This is a genomic window from Microbacterium sp. PMB16 (genome assembly GCF_051294855.1).
Lineage (GTDB): Bacteria > Actinomycetota > Actinomycetes > Actinomycetales > Microbacteriaceae > Microbacterium.
In genome coordinates, this window is the sequence record NZ_CP145908.1 from 298,945 (window position 1) to 315,808 (window position 16,864).

Below are 16,864 nucleotides of genomic sequence, written 5' to 3' on the forward strand. Positions count from 1 at the left end.
GTGAACGACGGGTGTCTTCGATTCGAGCCGAATCACCGGTTCGCGTCGCGCGCCGCGATCGGCGACGATGGACACCATGCTCTGGCCCTTCGGAACGACGTGGCGCCCGGTGCGACAGAAGAAGCGCGACACCGTCGACCTGCGGTGGCTCAGCGCCCGGTCGTGGACCCAGCGCTGGTACCCGCAGGGCATCGACCTCGGCGAATGGAACGGGCGACGCACTCTCGCGGTGAGCTGGTTCCGACAGGACCGCGCCGGGAAGCACCTGGCTTCGCGGGTCGCCTTCGTCGATCTGGAGCGCTCCCGGCACCTCGACGTCCTGCTCGTGGTCGACGAGGGCGACGGCGAACTCGTGCCCGCGAAGATCCACGCGGGCGGGCTGGCCTGGTTCGACGACCGGCTGTTCGTGGCGGCGACCGGTCGTGGCATCTGGGAGTTCGATCTCTCCGACATCCGGCGCATCCGCGGCCCACTCGCCCGACGTCTCGCCGGCGCCCAGGGACGCGGATGGCGGGCGACCGCCCTCGTCGCCGTGCGCACGCGCGTGCACCCTGTGGATCTTCGGTGCTCCTACCTCGGACGCGTCTTCGACGACGCCGGCGAACCGCTGCGACGCGTGATGATCGGCGAGTATCGCACCGATGAGAGTGGGCGGATCGGCGAGTTCGCGATCCCCGACGGGCCCGACTCCCGCTTCACCGAGCACGATCGGTTCTCCCCCGGCATCCGCTCGATGCAGGGCGCCGTCCGCTGGGGCGACCGGTACTTCGTCTCCCAATCGGACCGACTGCGCCCCGGCATCCTCTGGCGCGGGCGACGCGAAGCACTCGAGCGCGATCCGATCTCGCTGCCCATCGGGTGCGAGGATCTCGCCCTCGACCTCGATGCCGAACTGCTCTGGTCGCTCGGCGAGCATCCGTGGCGGCGGGTGGTGCGCGGCATCCCCTTGGCGCGTCTCGATCTGAAGCGCTGACCGACGGGCGGGCTCATAGGCCGACGAACGTAGACTGGCGGAGTGAAGAAGCCCGCGCCTTTCCTCGTCTACACCGTGCTCCGGCTGCTGGCGTTCCTCGTGCCGCTCGCGATCCTCTGGTTCTTCTTCCCGATCTTCCGGGAGTTCTGGTGGCTCGCCGCGATCTTCGCCGCCCTCATCGGCGTCAGCATCTCGATGCTGTTCCTGCGCGCACCGCTGTCCGACGCGTCAGCGCGTCTTCACGAGCGTCGCGAGAATCGCCTGTCCGGCGAAGAGTCGGATGCCGCTGCGGAAGACGAGGCCGTCGACCGCTCCTGAGCCTGTCGACGGGTCAGCCGGCGAAGGCCCAGAAGAGCGCGCCGGCGAACAGCAGCGCCGTCAGGGATGTGAGCGCGAGAGCGATCACGAGTTCGCGCGCCTGGCGGTAGGTCCAGACGATCAGGATCGCCGGGAGGCCGGCGAGCAGCGCCAGCAGGGCGATCCACGCGATCGGATACAGCAGCGCGAGGGACGCGGCGATGCCGAACGGGGCGAGCACGAACAGGGTGAAGAGCACCTGGGTCGCGCGGCGTCCGATCAGCACGGTCAGCGTGCGCTTGCCGACCGCGCGGTCCTGGTCGATGTCGCGGAGGTTGTTCGCGAGCAGCACCGCGCAGGCGAACAGACCGGCGGCGATCGCGCCGAGCCACGCCTGCTGAGGCAGCTGGAAGACCTGCACCCACGTCGTGCCGAGCGTGGCGACGAGACCGAAGAAGACGAAGACGAACACCTCGCCGAGCCCGAAGTACCCGTACGGCTTCTTGCCGCCCGTGTAGAACCACGCCGCGACGATGCACGCGGCACCGACGCCGAGCAGCCACCACTGTCCGGTGCGCACGACGATCGCGACGCCGACGGCCGCCGCGAGCGCGAAGAAGACGAGCCCGATGATGAGGACGGTGCGCGGCTTCACCCTGCCGGAGGCGGTGAGGCGGGCGGGGCCGACCCGATGCGCGTCGGTGCCGCGGATGCCGTCGCTGTAGTCATTGGCGAAGTTCACGCCGATCTGCAGCAGCACCGCGACCGCGAGGCACGCGAGGGCGATGACCCAGTGGAACTCGGGCCCCGTGCTGCGGGCCGCACCGGTGCCGATGACGACGGGTGCCACCGCCAGAGGCAGGGTCCGCAGTCGCGCCGCGCCGATCCAGTCGGCCGCGGTGACCGGCCCTGCTTCGAGCACCGGGCGCTTCGCGGGGTCGCCGGTGCGCTTCGCCGGGTTGCCGCTCGTGCGCGCCGGTGTGCGCTTCGTGCTCGTGCTCTTCTTCTTGTTCTTGCGCTGGGAGGATGCTGCCACGCAGGAATCCTACTGGCAGCGCCGATGTCGGGCCCGTCACCGGGTCACCGCGCCGGCCGGTGCCTCAGGGATTCGGGTTGCTGTCCTTGCCGTCGAGCCACAGCGTGTCGGAGACATCGCCGTGCGCGCCGCCCTTGCCGACGTGCTTGTCGCTGATCTTCGGCCCCTTGAGGATCACGTGCACCATCGCCTGCGCATGGCCGTGCCCGAGGCTGTACTCCTCCTTGAGCCAATTGAGGACGACCGTGGACTTCGTGGTCTCGTCGAAGCCCTGCTCTGTGGCGAGCGCGATGAACTGCCGCGGGGTGAGGCCGGTCTGGGTCTCGACCTTGTCGAGGTATGCCTGGAAGGACATGGGGGCTCCTGGTTGTCAGTCCTCGTCGAGGAACGTCTGGATGATGGTGGCGGACGCGTGGATGCCGATGATCTTGAGGACGCCGTCGCCGACGTTGGTGAAGCAGTGCGGTACGAAGGCGGGCCCGGTCGCGGTGTCTCCGGCCTCGGCGACGAAGACCTGCTCGCCGATCGTGATCCGGGCCACCCCCTCGAGCACCACCCAGGTCTCAGGATAGGGATGCCAGTGCAGACCCGGGCCCTCACCGGGCTGATTCTCGACGTAGAAGTACGAGACAGCGGCGCCGTGCTCGGCGCCCTCGAATCTGCGGCTTCGGCCGGCGCCGATGCGGATGTCGGCAGCGGCGACGATTCCCTGGAGGAGAAGTTCTGTGCTGTTCATGGCTCCAGTCTCGACAGCTCCCGAAGTCGACCCTAGAGTTTCGATGTGGATCGAAACAACGGACCGATCGAGGGCGTCCCGCATCCGGATCATCGGGTCGAGTTCCACCTGAGTCCTGGCGACATCCAGGCGGTGCGCTTCGGGATCTCGCCCGGACACGAGCTGGCCCATGCCGTACGCGTGCTGCGACGGCCGGAGCAGCATCCGCTGCAGTGGGGCTGGCTCCGCGCCGTGCGCGATCGACTGCCGCGCGCGAGCTTCACCCTTCTCGCCACGGTGATCGGCGATGACGGCTACCTGCCCGACTTCCTCACCGCCGCGCCGCACTGGGACATGACCCCTGATGCGGAACTCGCGGCCCTGCGCGACGCCGCGCTCGACCCGATGCGCGTGGACTTCGGCAAGATGATCGTGCGGTCCACCGGCACGCGACAGCAGTCGTTGCGCGTGATGCACGACGACCCGGAGCGCGCGCGGAGCATGATCGCCGATGCCTGGTCGGAAGTGTGGGATGCCGCGCTGGCGCCCGTGTGGCCGCAGCTCGAACGACTGCTGCGCGCGGACATCGCCGTCCGTGCCCGCACCATAGCGACGGCCGGCATCGCGAGCATGGCGGGGAGCCTCCACCCGCAGGTCACCTGGGGCGCGGGTGCGGTGCGCGTGTCATTGCGCCGACACAGCGAGCAGGTCGACTGTCTCGGCAGCGGGCTGGTGCTGGTGCCGTCTGTCATGTCGTCCTGGGGATGCATGGTGCTCACCGAGCCGCCCGCCCAGCCGACGCTGTTTTATCCGGCGCGCGGCGTGACTGCGGGGTGGGCGCGGGACGAGACCGAGATCGCAGAGGCGCTCGGGGCACTGCTCGGACCCGCACGCGCCGGCATCCTGCTCAGCGCCGGATCCGCGCGCACGACCTCTGAAGTCGCACGGGCGAGCGGCATCGCCGTCTCGACGGCATCCCACCACCTCACCGTGCTGCGGGGAGCAGGCCTGATCGCGAGCGAGCGCGACGGCGCGAGGATGCTGCACCTGCGCACGCCGCTCGGCGAGGCCATGGTCGGCGCACTGCTCTGATCTCGCCGAACTTCTGCGGCCAACTCGAGCTTCTGCGGCCAAATGTGCCCGAGGAAGCCGCAGACGTTCAGGATGGCCGCACGAGTTGCGGGCGCACCCGCCGGTCTTGCCGCGGCTACGCCTCCGTGCTCAGCGGGATGATCGGCCGGTGCTCGTAGTAGGTCTGGAGCACCACGGTCGTGCGCGTGCTGACGTTCGCCGCGGTGCGGACGTCGCGCACGAGCTCCTCGAGGGCGCGCGGGGAGGCGACTCGCACGAAGAGCATGTAGCTGGCGTCGCCGGCGATCGAGTGGCACGCCTCGATCGCGTCGAGGTGCTCGAGCAGCTCCGGGGCATTGTCGGGCTGCGCAGGGTCGAGCGGCGTGATCTCGATGAAGGCGGAGAGCGGGGTGCCCACCAGCTCGGGGTCGAGGATGGCGCGGTACCCGGAGATCACACCGCGCGTCTCCAGACGCCGGAGCCGTGACTGCACCGCCGAGACCGAGAGACCGACGGACTCGGAGAGCTGAGAGAGGGTCGCGCGGCCGTCGCGAGCGATCTCGGCGACGATCGCGCGGTCGACAGAATCATCCATGGATGTAAGATTATCGTCAGTAATCCGTTATGACCGGAAAGTTTCCGGCATTCCTCAGGATCGGAGGTCCCGATGTCCATCATTTCCGCCAACAGCTCCGCTGCACAGGCCATCGTCGGCGAACCCGAGGTCGTCGAGGACGCTTCGGTCGCTGAGAACTCCGCGGCCTGGGCGCAGCTGAAGGATGCCGCGATCGCGATCCGCGAGCTGCAGGTCAAGGACGGCTCGATCCCCGACGCAGCGCACCACGCGGTCGCCCGCGAACTCGTCGGCGCCATCACCGCCGGCATCCGCGCCCTCGCTCCTGCCTTCCCGCATGACGCGGACTACCTCGCCGCCTCGATCGTCGACTTCGACCGCTGGGCGTCGGAGGACTTCGGCGTGCCCGACTTCCTCGACTCGCTCGTGGCGTTCCAGCCGCAGCAGCACCGCGTCGACGGCATCCGTCATCTCGTGGTTTTCCCGATGTACACGCAGAACGGCTCCAGCAACCGTCTCGTCGAAGCGCTGATCGTCGAGACGATCTGGCCGGAGTTCATCGCGGCGCTCGAGGCCGACGACTACGGCAACAAGCTGTTCGTCTCGCTGCGCCTGGTCGACTTCACCCCGGGCTACGACACGAACTCAGCCGTGCTGTTCCCCGAGACGGTCGCGATGCGCGAGATCCCGTCGTTCACCTGGGGCGCGATCTTCCAGGACCGCGAGTCCGCTCGGTACCGCCGTGTGACCCGCGCAGCATCCGAGATCACCAAGCTCGACCTGCCGGAACGCGCCGCGGCGATGCTCGATGATCAGGCCCTGACCGAGCGTGCGTTCGTGATGTGGGACATCATCCACGACCGCACGCACATGCGCGGCGACCTGCCGTTCGACCCGTTCATGATCAAGCAGCGGATGCCGTTCTTCCTCTACTCGCTGGAGGAGCTGCGGTGCGACCTGACCGCGTTCCGCGAGTCGGTGAAGATCGAGCGCGCACTGGCGGCCCGCCCCGCCGACGAGCTGACCGAGATCGAGCGGGAGACGCTCGACCAGGCCGGCCTCGTGCAGTACGCGGTGATCTTCGACCGGATCTTCCGGTTCGCGATCACCGGCTCGCGGGTGCGCAACTACGACGGCCTCGGCGGGCAGCTGCTGTTCGCCTGGCTGCACCAGCGCGGTGTGCTGCACTGGACCGACACCCAGCTCGCGTTCGACTGGGAGGGCGTGCCGGATGCCGTCGTGGCACTCGGCGATGCGATCGACGAGCTCTACTGGCGTTCGATCGACCGCCCGAAGATCGCGCACTGGCTCGCGGCCTACGACCTGGTTCGCAGCGTGCTCACCCCGCACCCCGCGTCGAACTGGGCGCGGGGACTCTCCGATGAGATCCTCACCGGCGCACCGAAGGGTTACACCGACGCGGTGCTGGACGACGAGTTCCCGCTGTCGATGTTCTTCGAGGCGCTCGACAAGAAGATGAAGCCCGTGATCGAGTCGACCGTCGGCATCCGCGGCACGGACGACTGAGATGACTCCTCGCTTCGTCGCCGAGCCGCCCCTCTGTGGTCGAGCCGCCCCCTTCTGCACGGTCGAAAAGGGGCGGCTCGCACCAAAAGGGGCGGCTCGGCGATGAGTGAGGGACGCACTATCCTGCTCGCCGGTGCGACCAGCGAAGCCGGCCTCGCCGTCGCGCGTGCACTCGTCGAGGCCGGCGCCCGCGTGGTCGCGACTGGCCGCTCGGCGGAGCGCCTGAGCCCGCTGGCAGACGCCGGCGCGCAGGCCCAGCTCGCCGATGCCACCTCTCTCGCGTCGATGACGGAGCTCGCGACCCGGCTCGGCGCCGTGGATGCCGTGATCCCCCTCGTCGGGGGTTGGCGCGGCGGCGGCGGCCTCGCCGGGCAGTCCGACGACGACTTCCACGCGCTGCTGCCCGCACTCGAGGCCGTGCGCGCGACGAGCCGGGCCTTCGACGACGCGCTGCGGGCGTCGGACGCCGGACGCTTCGCCATCGTCTCGTCGACGGCCGTTGCCCGACCTCTCGCCGGTGGCGCGAACTACGCCGCGGTGAAGGCCGCGAGCGAAGCCTGGACCCGGGCCGTCGCGCACGGGTTCACGAAGGCCGCGCGCGACGCGGATGTGCCGCTGCGTGCCGCATCCGTGATCTTCCGCGCGAAGGCGCTCGACCCCTCCACTCTCGCGCCCGCGATTCTCGCGCTCTGGGACGCGGATGCCGCCGAGCTCAACGACCGGGTCGTCGACCTCGCCTGAGCCCGTTCACCGACGTTCGATCAGTCCACGAATTGGTGGGTGACGAATCTGTCCCGCTCGTCGGCGGGCAGATACGGATGCTGGCGCACCGTCACGGTTCGCTGTGCGAAGCGCTCGTCGCCGGCGTCCAACGGCCGCACTCCGTGGTGGCCCTGGACCAGGGAGAATCCCTCGACGGAGATGGCGAGGTCGTCGAACGATGCCGCGGTGTCCGCGTAGCGCCCCGGCCCGCCGTTGCGCAGCTCCAGCAACCGCAATGCCTCCAGTGCGCTCACCGAGAGAAGGTCTCGACCATCGAGGAGCAGGGGGCGCTGGCCGATGGCCGGCATGATCTGCACCAGCCGATCGGCCTCGTAGCCGAGCACCACACCCGGCTCCCCCCGCGTCTCGGTCACAGCATCCGCAGCGGGACCGCTCTCCGCGTACACCGCGATGAGTGCGCCCTTCTCCTCTGCGGTCATCGCACCGCCGAACATCTCGAGGGTCTCACGAAGCACGGCGTCGGATGCTCTGTCGCTCCCCCGTCCCATCACGGCGCCATAGACGTCGGACAGCGCATCCACCTGCGCCGCAGACATCCCGAATTCGAGCTGCCCCACACCGCCTCCGGGATGAATGGTCCAGTCCCCTTCGGCCGACACCGTGATCCTCTCCGTCGTCACCCGTGTGATCCTGAAGCGCGACGCTCCGGTAACTCGGGCGGCTGCCCACTCACCGGTGTGCGCTCATCGAGCAGCTGGTCCTCGGTCGTGGCTTCCGCCCCATCGGCGGCGGTGCCCCCAGCCTCGCTCCCCTCCCCCGGCTCCTGATCGGGCGCCTTCGCGTAGAGGTCGGTGAGCTGCCGGTACGAACGGGTGAAGAAGGCCAACGTCGCTGCGACCACCATGATGAGTCCGGCAAACAGGCAGATCAGGGCTATTCCGCGAGCCTCGCCTTCGCCGAGAAGCCAGCTCCACTGCCGCTGACCCGCGTCCGTCCGCATGTAGGGGATGATCAGGAACTCGGCGAGCGGGGCGATGAGGAACGCGGTGACCGGAGCCGCCGCGGCCTCCATCGCCGCTGCGACGCCGAAGACGCGACCCTGCCGCTCGAACGGGACCACCTTCTGGATCACGGTCTGCTCCGCGGCCTCGACCGGCGGAACCAGGGCCATGTAGACCCACATGCCCACGACGTAGAGCGGCCACCATTCGCGCAGCATGAACACCGAGCCGAGCAGACCCATCGCGATCACGACGAGCAGCATCGTGCGCATGGGTTTGACTCCGAGACCGAACTTCGCGACGAGGGCGCCGCCGATCAGGAAGCCCGTGGAGGCGAACGCGAGCGCGAAGCCCCACATCTGGGCGTTGAACAGCGTGAGTCCGTAGGGATCCATCAGCGCCATGTAGACGCCGCCGATGAGGTTGTTGAACGTGGAGAAGATGATCAGTGCGAACAGCCCGGGCGCGAGGCGGATCGCCCGCACGCTGCCGCGGAAGTCGAGAGCGCTCTTGGCGTCGGGCTCGGCTTCGGGCTCATTCTCGGGGATGCGCACGAACAGCAGGTGCGCGAACGTCACCGCCATCGCGGCGATCGCGATCGCCAGGGTCCACCCCATGCCGAGGAAACCGATCGAGAGTCCCGAGAAGACGCTCGTCACGAGGAATGCGATCCCCTGCACGGTGCCGACGAGGCCGTTGGCGTTCGCGCGCTTGTCTGCGGGGACGAGGAGCGTGACGGTCGTCGACAGGGCGATGTTGCGCAGTTGCTCGATCACTCCGCCGAACAGGATGATCGCCGAGAACACCCAGAACCACGGCCCGCCCAGGTCGAGCAGCGACGCCTCACCCTGCCACGCGTACAGGAGACCGGCGATCAGGAACGCGACCGCCGAGATGACGCTCGAGAGCAGCATGACCCGATGCTTGCGGTGCCGGTCGACGATCGTGCCGAAGATCATCGCGAAGAACGCAATGAACAGCATGTAGGCGCCGCCGATGATGCCGGTGGCGAGCACCGACTGGGTCTCGATATACACCCAGAAGGTGAGGGCGAACCAGAGGAAGCTGGTCGTCACGTTCGCGATCAGGGTGTTGACGAGGACGTTCACGAACGCGCGTTTGGCACGCGGATCTCCGGGGAGCGCGGAGGTCGCGTCGTCGCGGGTCGGGCCCGCGGAATCGCCGGTGTCGGTCACGATTTCGAGCGTAGCCAGTCCCTCCGACATTGGACATAGGCTTGTATGGTGACCATCCAGCATGACCCCGCGATCCGGGGCTTCGCCAGTGACAACTATTCCGGCATCCACCCCGAGGTCCTCGCCGCGATCGCCCAGGCGAACGACGGGCACCAGGGTGCATACGGGAGCGACGCCTACACGGCCCGCCTGCAGGAGGTCGTGCAGGCGCACTTCGGGGAACAGGCCGAGGCCTTCCCGGTGTTCAACGGCACCGGTGCGAACGTCACGGGTCTGCAGTCGATGCTGCCCCGCTGGGGTGCCGTGATCGCGGCATCCACCGCGCACATCAACGTCGACGAGGGCGGCGCCCCCGAGAAGATCGGCGGGTTCAAGCTGCTCACCGTGCCGACCGACGACGGCAAGCTCACCCCCGAGCTCATCGACCGTGAGGCGTGGGGCTGGGGCGACGAGCACCGCGCGCAGCCGCTCGTGGTCTCGATCACCCAGTCGACCGAGCTCGGCACGCTCTACACCGCCGAGGAGATCCGCACGATCGCCGATCACGCCCACGAGCGCGGCATGAAGCTGCACCTCGACGGGGCACGCCTGTCGAACGCGGCCGCCGCCCTCGACCTGCCGCTGCGCGCCTTCACCGTCGATGCCGGCGTCGACGTGCTCAGCTTCGGCGGCACCAAGAACGGCGCGATGCTCGGCGAAGCCGTCGTGGTGCTGAACCCCGCGGCATCCGATGGGCTGGTGTACTCCCGCAAGTTCAACATGCAGCTCTCATCGAAGATGCGCTTCGTCTCCGCGCAGCTGATCGCCCTGCTCGAGGGTGATCTGTGGCTGCGCAACGCACGGCACGCGAACGCGATGGCCGCCCGGCTGCGCGGCGAGATCGAGGATGCGATCGCAGCGGGCACGATCAGCGGCGTCGCCTTCACTCAGCCGACCCAGTCGAACGGCGTCTTCGCGACCGTTCCCGACGGCGTCGCCGACCAGCTCCGCGAGTCGTTCCGCTTCTACGACTGGGATGCGGCGCGCAACGAGGTCCGCTGGATGTGCAGCTTCGACACGCACGAGTCCGACGTCGACGCGTTCGTCGCCGAACTCGCCCGGCTCACCGGCGCCTGAGCCGCGCCGGCGCCGAGCCCGGCGTCAGCGCTTCGCCTTGCGGTAGCCGGCCTTGACTGCGGCAGCACCACTCGAGAAGCATTCCTCGGGCTTCGTCGCCTTATACGACCGACCCCCTGGCACGTGGTAGATCATCGAGCTGGCGTTGCCCTTGATCGGCGCCCACGCCGGGCAGTTCCACCCGGAGGGCTTCGTCCTGCTCGGGTAGCTCACGACGCCCGACTTGGCCGAGGTGCGCGCTGCGGTGATGTACCCGCTCTTGCTCCCGGTGACCTTCACGGTGATTCGCGCCTTCACCACGCCCGCGGCGAGAACCAGCGACGAAGCGGTCGCCCCCTTGATTGCCTTGCCGTTCGCGTACCACTGGTACCTCAGCGTCGTACCCGCGGTCCACGTCCCCGGCCTGGCCGTGAGACGGGACCCGACGACGGTCGAGCCGGCGATGGTGGGGACAGGAGCACTCAGGATCCCCTTGACGGCCGCCGTGGCTTTGGAGCGCTTGGACGCCGATGCGTAACCGGTCTTCGTGCCCTTCACGACGACCGTGATGGTCTTCCGCGTCGCCGAGGCAGGGATCTTGTACGCCGCACCGGTCGCCTTGGCGACGGCGACGCCATCGATGTACCACTGATAACTCAGGCGTGTGCCGGCGGTCCACGTGCCCGTCTTGACCTTGAGCGTCTGCCCGACGGTCGTGACGCCGATGATCACGGGAACCGGGGCGGCGAGCGGGCGCAGCACGGCCGCCGTCGCCGCTGAAGTCTGGGCCTTCGTGGCGTAGGTCGCCTTCGCCCCCGTCACACGGACAGTGATCTTCTTCCCCGCCACCGCGGCCGGAAGAAGGAGCGACGATTTCGTCGCCTTCACGATGGCGGAACCGTTGGCGTACCACTGGTACGTCAACGTCGCACCCGTCGTCCACTGCCCCGGCGCGGCCTTCAGCGTCTGCCCGACCGTCGTGGTGCCGGTGATCGTGGGCACGGATGTGTCCAGGATCAGCAGCGCCTGGAGCGCGACCGAGACATCGGTGGCGGTGCCGGTCGTGAGAGTGGCGGTCCGACCCTTGGCGAACGTCGGTGCGTCGTTCCACCATTCGGATGCGGCGCCGGAAGCGACCGACACGAAGGCGACGCGGTAATCGCCGGTCGGGATGCCGCCGACCGCGAACGTCCCGGCATCTGACACGAAGCCGGCCGCGGTGGCAATCTCGCCCGCCCCGCCGACCGGGTACACCACGACGGCGACCTTCTGGCCGGCGACCACGGCGCCGGCAGGCACCGTGACGGTGCCGGAGGCGAGGGCGGAGCGCTGCAGCTGCACGTCGTACACGAGGCCTTCTGCGGGGAGGGAGGTGGTCTCGGCAGAGCTGAGGTCGACCCCGAGCCGCCCCCACTGATCGAAGACGGACCGGCCCTCCGAGACCACGGCGAGGACGATGTCGCCGAGGGGCGCATCCAGCGCGTAGGTCCCGTCCGCGGCGACGCCGGCGGCGGCAAGCGGAGAGGACACATCCGCGCCCGGGGCATAGGCGACGACGAAGCTGCGCCCCTGTCCGAGCTCGAGCTCGTCGGCCACCGTGATCACACCGGAGACCCGAGCAACCTCACCTTCCGGCGTCTGCCCGGCGATCTCGGCCGCCGCGGCGACGGCGATCGGGAGTCGGTCGGCGAAGCCCGCGAACCCCGGGTCGATCGCGACCGACGCGGGGCCGGAGGACACGGCGGCAGCGGGCGTCGCCACGGCGACGAGCATCGATGCGAGCATCGCGGCGGCGACGGCGGCGGCGGCGCTCCGCGCAGAACGGCTGAGGGCAGGGAACACCATGTCGGCATCCTCTCGGGCAGGAGGCGGCCGTGTGACCGCGCAGAAGTGGGTTATCTGTGCAGATCACCTCTGACATGAATACACGACAACGGCATCGCCGCGCCAGGCGGCGGCGCTTCCTGTGCGCTGCCGTGCGCGGAAAGGTCTAACGCAGCAGCCCGAGGTTGGCGAGCGCCAGGCGGATGAGCGTACCGCGACCGCCCTCCATCTCCGCGGCGACGGCGTCGGATGCGGCGGCCTCCGGCGAGAACCAGGTCACCTCGAGCGCATCCTGGCGAGGCTCACAGGTACCGGTCACGGGCACGACGAAGGCCAGCGACACCGCATGCTGCCGGTCGTCGTGGTAGGCGCTGACGCCCGGCATCGGGAAGTACTCGGCCACCGTGAAAGGCAGCGGCTGCGGCGGCAGCAGCGGGAACGCCATCGGGCCGAGGTCGTTCTCGACGTGGCGGAAGAGCGCATCGCGGATGGTCTCGCCGAAGCGGATGCGGCCGGAGACGATCGTGCGGGTCATCTCGCCCATGGGCGTGGAACGGAGCAGGATGCCGACCTCGGTCACCTGCCCTGACCCGTCGGTGCGCACCGGGATCGCCTCGACGTAGAGCATCGGAAGGTGACGGCGCGCTTCTTCGAGCTCGACGTCGCTCAACCAGCCCGGGTTCGCGCCCGGCGCCGACGGATTCGCGTCGCGGAAGGCGCCGAGACCGTCGTCTTCGGGTTCCGGGTCGGGATCAGGAGTGCGGACGGACATGTGTCCTTTCTACCAGCCGGTCCTGTACGCCGACACGGTTCTCCCCAGCTCGCCCGCACTTCGGGACGATATCCGGACTGTCGGCATCCGCTGGCAGGATTATCGATGTGAGCGAGAACCTGACGATCGACGAGACGGCGACACGATGGTCGTCGGCAGACAGAGGACGGATGCCGCTGCTCGTGCTGCTGCACGGCTACGGCGCCGACGAGCACGATCTGTTCGGCCTGGTCCCCTACCTCCCCGAGGGCATCGCCGTCGCCTCCGTCGCCGCTCCCCTCGCCCCGCCGTGGCCGATGCCCGGGCGCTCCTGGTACCCGATCGAAGGGCTCGACGGGCGCAGCCCCGCCGCGGTGACGGCCGCGGCCGAGGCCGTGCTCCGCTGGCTCGACACCGCGGTCGGCGATGCGCCGTCGGTCGCTCTGCTCGGGTTCTCGCAGGGCGCTGCCGTCGCCCTGCAGGCGATGCGGCTCGCGCCGGAGCGGCTCGGAGCGGTCGCGGCGCTGAGCGGCTACGCGGCGCCCGGCGACCTTCCCGACGACGAAGCGCTGACGACCCTGCGACCGCCCGTGTTCTGGGGGCGCGGCACCCACGACGACGTCATCCCGTCCGCTCTGATCGACCACACCGCACAGTGGCTGCCCTCGCACTCCGAGCTGTCCGGACGCGTCTACACGGGTCTGACCCACAGCATCTCCGAGGAGGAGCTCGCCGACGTGCGCCTGTTCCTCATCAAGTGGGTCGACGGGATCGCCACGAGCTGAACGCGACACGCCCGGGTTGCGCTGTCCCGACACGCCCGGGTATCGTCGATGAGTCCTGTCCGCCGTGTCTGGAAGTCCTTTGATCTGATCCGTCGCCTCCGCGCTCCTCTTTCCGCGCGCTGACCCGACGATCGTCGCCTCCACGGCAGACCCCGCCTCCGCTCCGACCCCTCGTGGCTCGTGACCGAGGTACCGGTGTCAGTGCACCCTCGCACTCGACAGGAGACACCCCATGTCACAACCCACCCTTCACGCGTCGGTCACCCTCGATCGACTCACCTTCACCTGGCCCGACGGTTCGACGGCCCTCGCCGGGCTCTCCGGGGCCTTCGGCTCCGGCCGCACCGGGCTCGTCGGCCGCAACGGCGCCGGCAAGTCCACGTTGCTGCGCCTGATGGCCGGCGAGCTCGAGCCGACGTCGGGCTTCGTCACGGCATCCGGCGAGGTCGCGTACCTCCCGCAGCAGCTGACGCTCGACGTCGACCGCCGCGTCGCAGAACTCCTCGGTGTGTCCGAGGCGCTCGACGCCGTGCGGGCGATCGCTGCGGGCGACGTCGATCCGACGCGCTTCGACACGGTCGGCGACGACTGGGACATCGAGGCGCGCGCCGAGGCATCCCTCGCCGAGGCCGGCCTCGCTTCCGACTTCCTCGACCGCCGCGTCGGGGAGCTGTCAGGTGGCGAGGCGGTGCTCGTCGCGATCGCCGGCATCCGTCTGCGCCGCGCGCCGATCACACTGCTCGACGAACCGACCAACAATCTCGATCGTGATGCCAGGGCGAAGCTCCAGGCGATGGTGCAGGCCTGGAAGGGCACGCTCATCGTCGTGAGCCACGACCTGTCACTGCTCGAGCTGATGGACGACACCGCAGAGCTCTACGCTCAGACCCTGAGCGTCTTCGGAGGACCGTACTCCGAATGGCGCGCGTGGCTGGACGCGGAGCAGGATGCCGCGAAGCAGGCCGAGGTCACTGCCGCGCAGGCGCTCCGCAAGGAGAAGCGTCAGCGCATCGAGGCCGAGGTGAAGCTGTCGCACCGCACCCGGACGGCGAAGAAGGCCGAGCTCGAGAAGCGCGTGCCGAAGATCGTCGCGCACGGGCGCAAGATGGCGGCCGAGGTGTCGGCGGGGAAGCTCCGTGTCGAAGTGGGCGCGAAGGAGGATGCCGCGCGCTCCGCCCTCGACGAGGCCGGACACCGCGTGCGCTCGGACGCGTCGATGAAGATCGAGCTGCCCGATCCGCAGGTGTCGCGGTCCCGCCGGATCGCTACGCTGGCCGATGAGGAGCGCGCCTGGGTCATCCAGGGTCCCGAACGGGTCGCGCTGATCGGGCGGAACGGGGCCGGTAAGACGACGCTGCTGGAGCGGTTGGTGGCGGGGGCCGCACACGTCGGCGTTCACAATTCAGCAAGAATCGACCACACCGACCCGGATCCGGTCGTCTGGGCCGAATCCGACGCGTTCTTGCTGAATACTGAACGGCCGCCGCTGCACGCCGAGGCGCTCACGGATCAGATCGGCTACCTGCCGCAACGGGTCGACGGCCTGGATGAGAACCGTTCGGTGTTCGAGAACATCGCGGCGGTCGCTCCCCAGGTGCCCGAGAAGGAGCTGCGCAATCGGCTCGCCCGGTTCCTGATCCGCGGAGCCACGGCCGACCGCCCGGTCGCCGCCCTCTCCGGCGGCGAGCGCTTCCGCGTCGCCCTGGCGAAGCTGCTGCTCTCGGACCCGGCACCGCACCTCGTGGTGCTCGACGAACCGACGAACAACCTCGACCTCGACACGGTCGACCAGCTCGTCGAGGCTTTGCGTGCCTATCGCGGAGCCGTGCTGGTGGTGAGTCACGACGACGCGTTCCTCGCGCGCCTCGACCTCGATCTCACTCTCGAGATCGAGGCCGAGGGGACGCTGCGGGAGGTCTAGTCGAAGAGACCCTCCCACCACCCGGTCGCGCCGACCTCGACCCGGCGGAGCCCACCGTCCGTCTCGAGCACCAGGAGCTCGTTCGGGAACCAGCTCTCGGGGTCGGCGGCGATCACCGCCGTCGTCCCCGCGGGTCCGGTGATCGCCCGCATCGCGTCGCCCTGGATCTCGACCGTCTCGACGAGCTGTCCCGTGGCGATGTCGACGCTGCTGAGCAGGGTCAGCTCGGCGTTCACCGATTCCCGGTGCTGCACGAGTACGTAGCCCGTCTCGAAGGCGGCCGGCTCCTGTACCGCCTCCCCGGTCATCTGGCTCGCCGCCTCCAGCAGTGCCTCGATGTCGTCGCTGTCGATGCCGCTGAAGTCGCCCTCGAGGAACTGGCCGGTGTCGAGCAGGATCCCGAGCTGTGGTGCGAGTCCGGAGACGGGGATGATCTCCGCGTCGACGAGCTCGGTGCGACGGATCGTGCGTCCGTCTGCGGAGGTGATCACGAGCGCGTCGCGTCCGACCGCCTCGTCGAGCTGCTCGATCTCGAATGTCGTGCCGTCCGGCGTGGCGGCGGCATCTGTCAGCCGGGTCAGCGCCGAGGTGTCGAGGACGGGTGAAGCACTCAGGGTGCCCCGCCACCGGGTCGTCACCGACGTGTCCGCGGGTTGCGCCTCCGCGCTGCCGACCGGGATCTGCACCAGTGATCCGCTGGCCGTGAGCGCGACGACCGCGTTCACTTCGCGGTCGTAGCCATAGGCGGATGCGGAGAGCACGACATCCGCGCCGAGACCGGCGATGTCCACGCCATCGGCCTCGATCGCACCGGTCTTCGCGTTCAGGATCACGAGGCCCTCGTCCGTTCCGACGTATGCCCGGGCCGAATCGGCGGCGAGCACGACGGCCGCGCTCGAGAGCTGATCGTTCAGGCGCTCGTCCCAGAGCGTCTTCCCGTCGGAGAGCCGGATCGCCGCCGCCCGGTTCTGGAACATCGGCTCGAACGGGCCAGGTCGTGACGAGTCGGAGTAGACCATGATGGCGACGTCCTGCTCGTCGATGCTCACGACCGCAGACCCGGGAAGGATCTCGATGTCGCGCGACGAAGGAGCCAGCACCGATGTCAGGACGTAGATGGTGGCGCCGATGAGCACGGGCGCCAGGAAGAACCCGAGGAAGCGCAGCCGGATGCGACGGCGCACCTTCCGTGGGTCCTTCGGGCCCCGCGGCGGCAGTGAGGTCGACTGCAGCGGAAGAACCGGCGTGCCGTTCAGCACGTATCCTCGCGACTCGTTCGTGTTCATGTCGTCAGGATGCCGCACCGCGCGATTCTCCCGATCACGGATTCCGTCGCGCGCACCCGCGACGTCGGTTCGTCTCTATAGGCTGGCGG

General features: G+C 69.1%; 17 protein-coding genes. 8 read left to right on the forward strand and 9 right to left on the reverse strand.

Features of this window, described 5'->3' with window-relative positions; all coding sequences use genetic code 11:
• The first annotated feature begins 76 nt into the window (after positions 1 to 76).
• Both V5D55_RS01595 and V5D55_RS01600 read left to right on the forward strand, forming a co-directional pair.
• The gene (locus V5D55_RS01595) at positions 77 to 973 is read left to right on the forward strand and encodes a hypothetical protein (RefSeq protein ID WP_435746976.1); all 897 of its coding nucleotides are present in this window, start codon (positions 77 to 79) and stop codon (positions 971 to 973) included.
• A gap of 42 nt (positions 974 to 1,015) precedes the next feature.
• Complete coding sequence (locus V5D55_RS01600; RefSeq protein WP_435746978.1) at positions 1,016 to 1,291, forward strand: DUF4229 domain-containing protein; 276 nt, start codon at positions 1,016 to 1,018, stop codon at positions 1,289 to 1,291.
• Between the two features lie 13 nt (positions 1,292 to 1,304).
• On the opposite strand, the gene V5D55_RS01605 is transcribed toward V5D55_RS01600, so the two are convergent.
• The 3 genes from V5D55_RS01605 to V5D55_RS01615 all read right to left on the reverse strand — a co-directional run bounded on the left by V5D55_RS01605 (position 1,305) and on the right by V5D55_RS01615 (position 3,042).
• Positions 1,305 to 2,306 carry a 1,4-dihydroxy-2-naphthoate polyprenyltransferase gene (locus tag V5D55_RS01605; protein ID WP_435746980.1) on the reverse strand — a complete coding sequence of 334 codons (1,002 nt, stop codon included), beginning with the start codon at positions 2,304 to 2,306 and terminating at the stop codon, positions 1,305 to 1,307.
• 64 nt (positions 2,307 to 2,370) lie between these two features.
• Positions 2,371 to 2,661, reverse strand: coding sequence for a DUF4287 domain-containing protein (locus V5D55_RS01610; protein ID WP_435746982.1), 291 nt, complete (start codon positions 2,659 to 2,661; stop codon positions 2,371 to 2,373).
• A 15-nt stretch (positions 2,662 to 2,676) separates the two neighbouring features.
• Positions 2,677 to 3,042, reverse strand: a complete 366-nt coding sequence (locus V5D55_RS01615) for a cupin domain-containing protein (RefSeq protein WP_435746984.1) — start codon at positions 3,040 to 3,042, stop codon at positions 2,677 to 2,679.
• A gap of 45 nt (positions 3,043 to 3,087) precedes the next feature.
• Here V5D55_RS01615 and V5D55_RS01620 point away from each other — a divergent pair, with 45 nt between their 5' ends.
• Positions 3,088 to 4,113: a DUF5937 family protein gene (locus V5D55_RS01620; protein WP_435746986.1), complete on the forward strand. Its 1,026-nt coding sequence runs from the start codon at positions 3,088 to 3,090 to the stop codon at positions 4,111 to 4,113.
• A gap of 115 nt (positions 4,114 to 4,228) precedes the next feature.
• Here V5D55_RS01620 and V5D55_RS01625 read toward each other — a convergent pair whose 3' ends face one another.
• Positions 4,229 to 4,687, reverse strand: coding sequence for an Lrp/AsnC family transcriptional regulator (locus V5D55_RS01625; protein WP_435746988.1), 459 nt, complete (start codon positions 4,685 to 4,687; stop codon positions 4,229 to 4,231).
• 72 nt (positions 4,688 to 4,759) lie between these two features.
• Here V5D55_RS01625 and V5D55_RS01630 point away from each other — a divergent pair, with 72 nt between their 5' ends.
• Entirely contained in the window at positions 4,760 to 6,193 is a 1,434-nt protein-coding gene (locus V5D55_RS01630; RefSeq protein ID WP_435746990.1) for a DUF6421 family protein, read from the forward strand.
• A 102-nt stretch (positions 6,194 to 6,295) separates the two neighbouring features.
• On the forward strand, positions 6,296 to 6,934 hold the full coding sequence (locus tag V5D55_RS01635; RefSeq protein ID WP_435746992.1) for an SDR family oxidoreductase: 639 nt from the start codon (positions 6,296 to 6,298) through the stop codon (positions 6,932 to 6,934).
• 20 nt (positions 6,935 to 6,954) lie between these two features.
• On the opposite strand, the gene V5D55_RS01640 is transcribed toward V5D55_RS01635, so the two are convergent.
• A complete protein-coding gene (locus V5D55_RS01640; protein WP_435746994.1) occupies positions 6,955 to 7,596 on the reverse strand; it encodes a hypothetical protein in 642 nt (213 codons plus the stop codon).
• Positions 7,593 to 9,143 (reverse strand): MFS transporter, encoded by a 1,551-nt coding sequence (locus tag V5D55_RS01645; RefSeq protein WP_435746996.1) that lies wholly within the window; start codon positions 9,141 to 9,143, stop codon positions 7,593 to 7,595. The genes V5D55_RS01640 and V5D55_RS01645 overlap by 4 nt, the downstream gene beginning before the upstream one ends.
• Positions 9,144 to 9,161: 18 nt before the next feature.
• On the opposite strand from V5D55_RS01645, the gene V5D55_RS01650 reads away from it, so the two are divergent.
• Positions 9,162 to 10,229 carry a threonine aldolase family protein gene (locus V5D55_RS01650; protein ID WP_435746998.1) on the forward strand — a complete coding sequence of 356 codons (1,068 nt, stop codon included), beginning with the start codon at positions 9,162 to 9,164 and terminating at the stop codon, positions 10,227 to 10,229.
• Between the two features lie 24 nt (positions 10,230 to 10,253).
• On the opposite strand, the gene V5D55_RS01655 is transcribed toward V5D55_RS01650, so the two are convergent.
• Both V5D55_RS01655 and V5D55_RS01660 read right to left on the reverse strand, forming a co-directional pair.
• On the reverse strand, positions 10,254 to 12,053 hold the full coding sequence (locus V5D55_RS01655; protein ID WP_435747000.1) for a sunset domain-containing protein: 1,800 nt from the start codon (positions 12,051 to 12,053) through the stop codon (positions 10,254 to 10,256).
• A 145-nt stretch (positions 12,054 to 12,198) separates the two neighbouring features.
• Positions 12,199 to 12,804, reverse strand: a complete 606-nt coding sequence (locus V5D55_RS01660) for a DUF4916 domain-containing protein (protein WP_435747002.1) — start codon at positions 12,802 to 12,804, stop codon at positions 12,199 to 12,201.
• Between the two features lie 107 nt (positions 12,805 to 12,911).
• Between V5D55_RS01660 and V5D55_RS01665 the strand changes: the two genes are divergently transcribed.
• Together V5D55_RS01665 and V5D55_RS01670 are read left to right on the forward strand one after the other, a co-directional pair.
• Entirely contained in the window at positions 12,912 to 13,568 is a 657-nt protein-coding gene (locus tag V5D55_RS01665; protein ID WP_435747004.1) for an alpha/beta hydrolase, read from the forward strand.
• A gap of 232 nt (positions 13,569 to 13,800) precedes the next feature.
• Entirely contained in the window at positions 13,801 to 15,489 is a 1,689-nt protein-coding gene (locus V5D55_RS01670; protein WP_435747006.1) for an ABC-F family ATP-binding cassette domain-containing protein, read from the forward strand.
• Here the strand turns inward: V5D55_RS01670 and V5D55_RS01675 are convergent.
• On the reverse strand, positions 15,486 to 16,775 hold the full coding sequence (locus V5D55_RS01675; protein WP_435747008.1) for a PA2928 family protein: 1,290 nt from the start codon (positions 16,773 to 16,775) through the stop codon (positions 15,486 to 15,488). The genes V5D55_RS01670 and V5D55_RS01675 overlap by 4 nt on opposite strands.
• Positions 16,776 to 16,864: the final 89 nt, after the last annotated feature.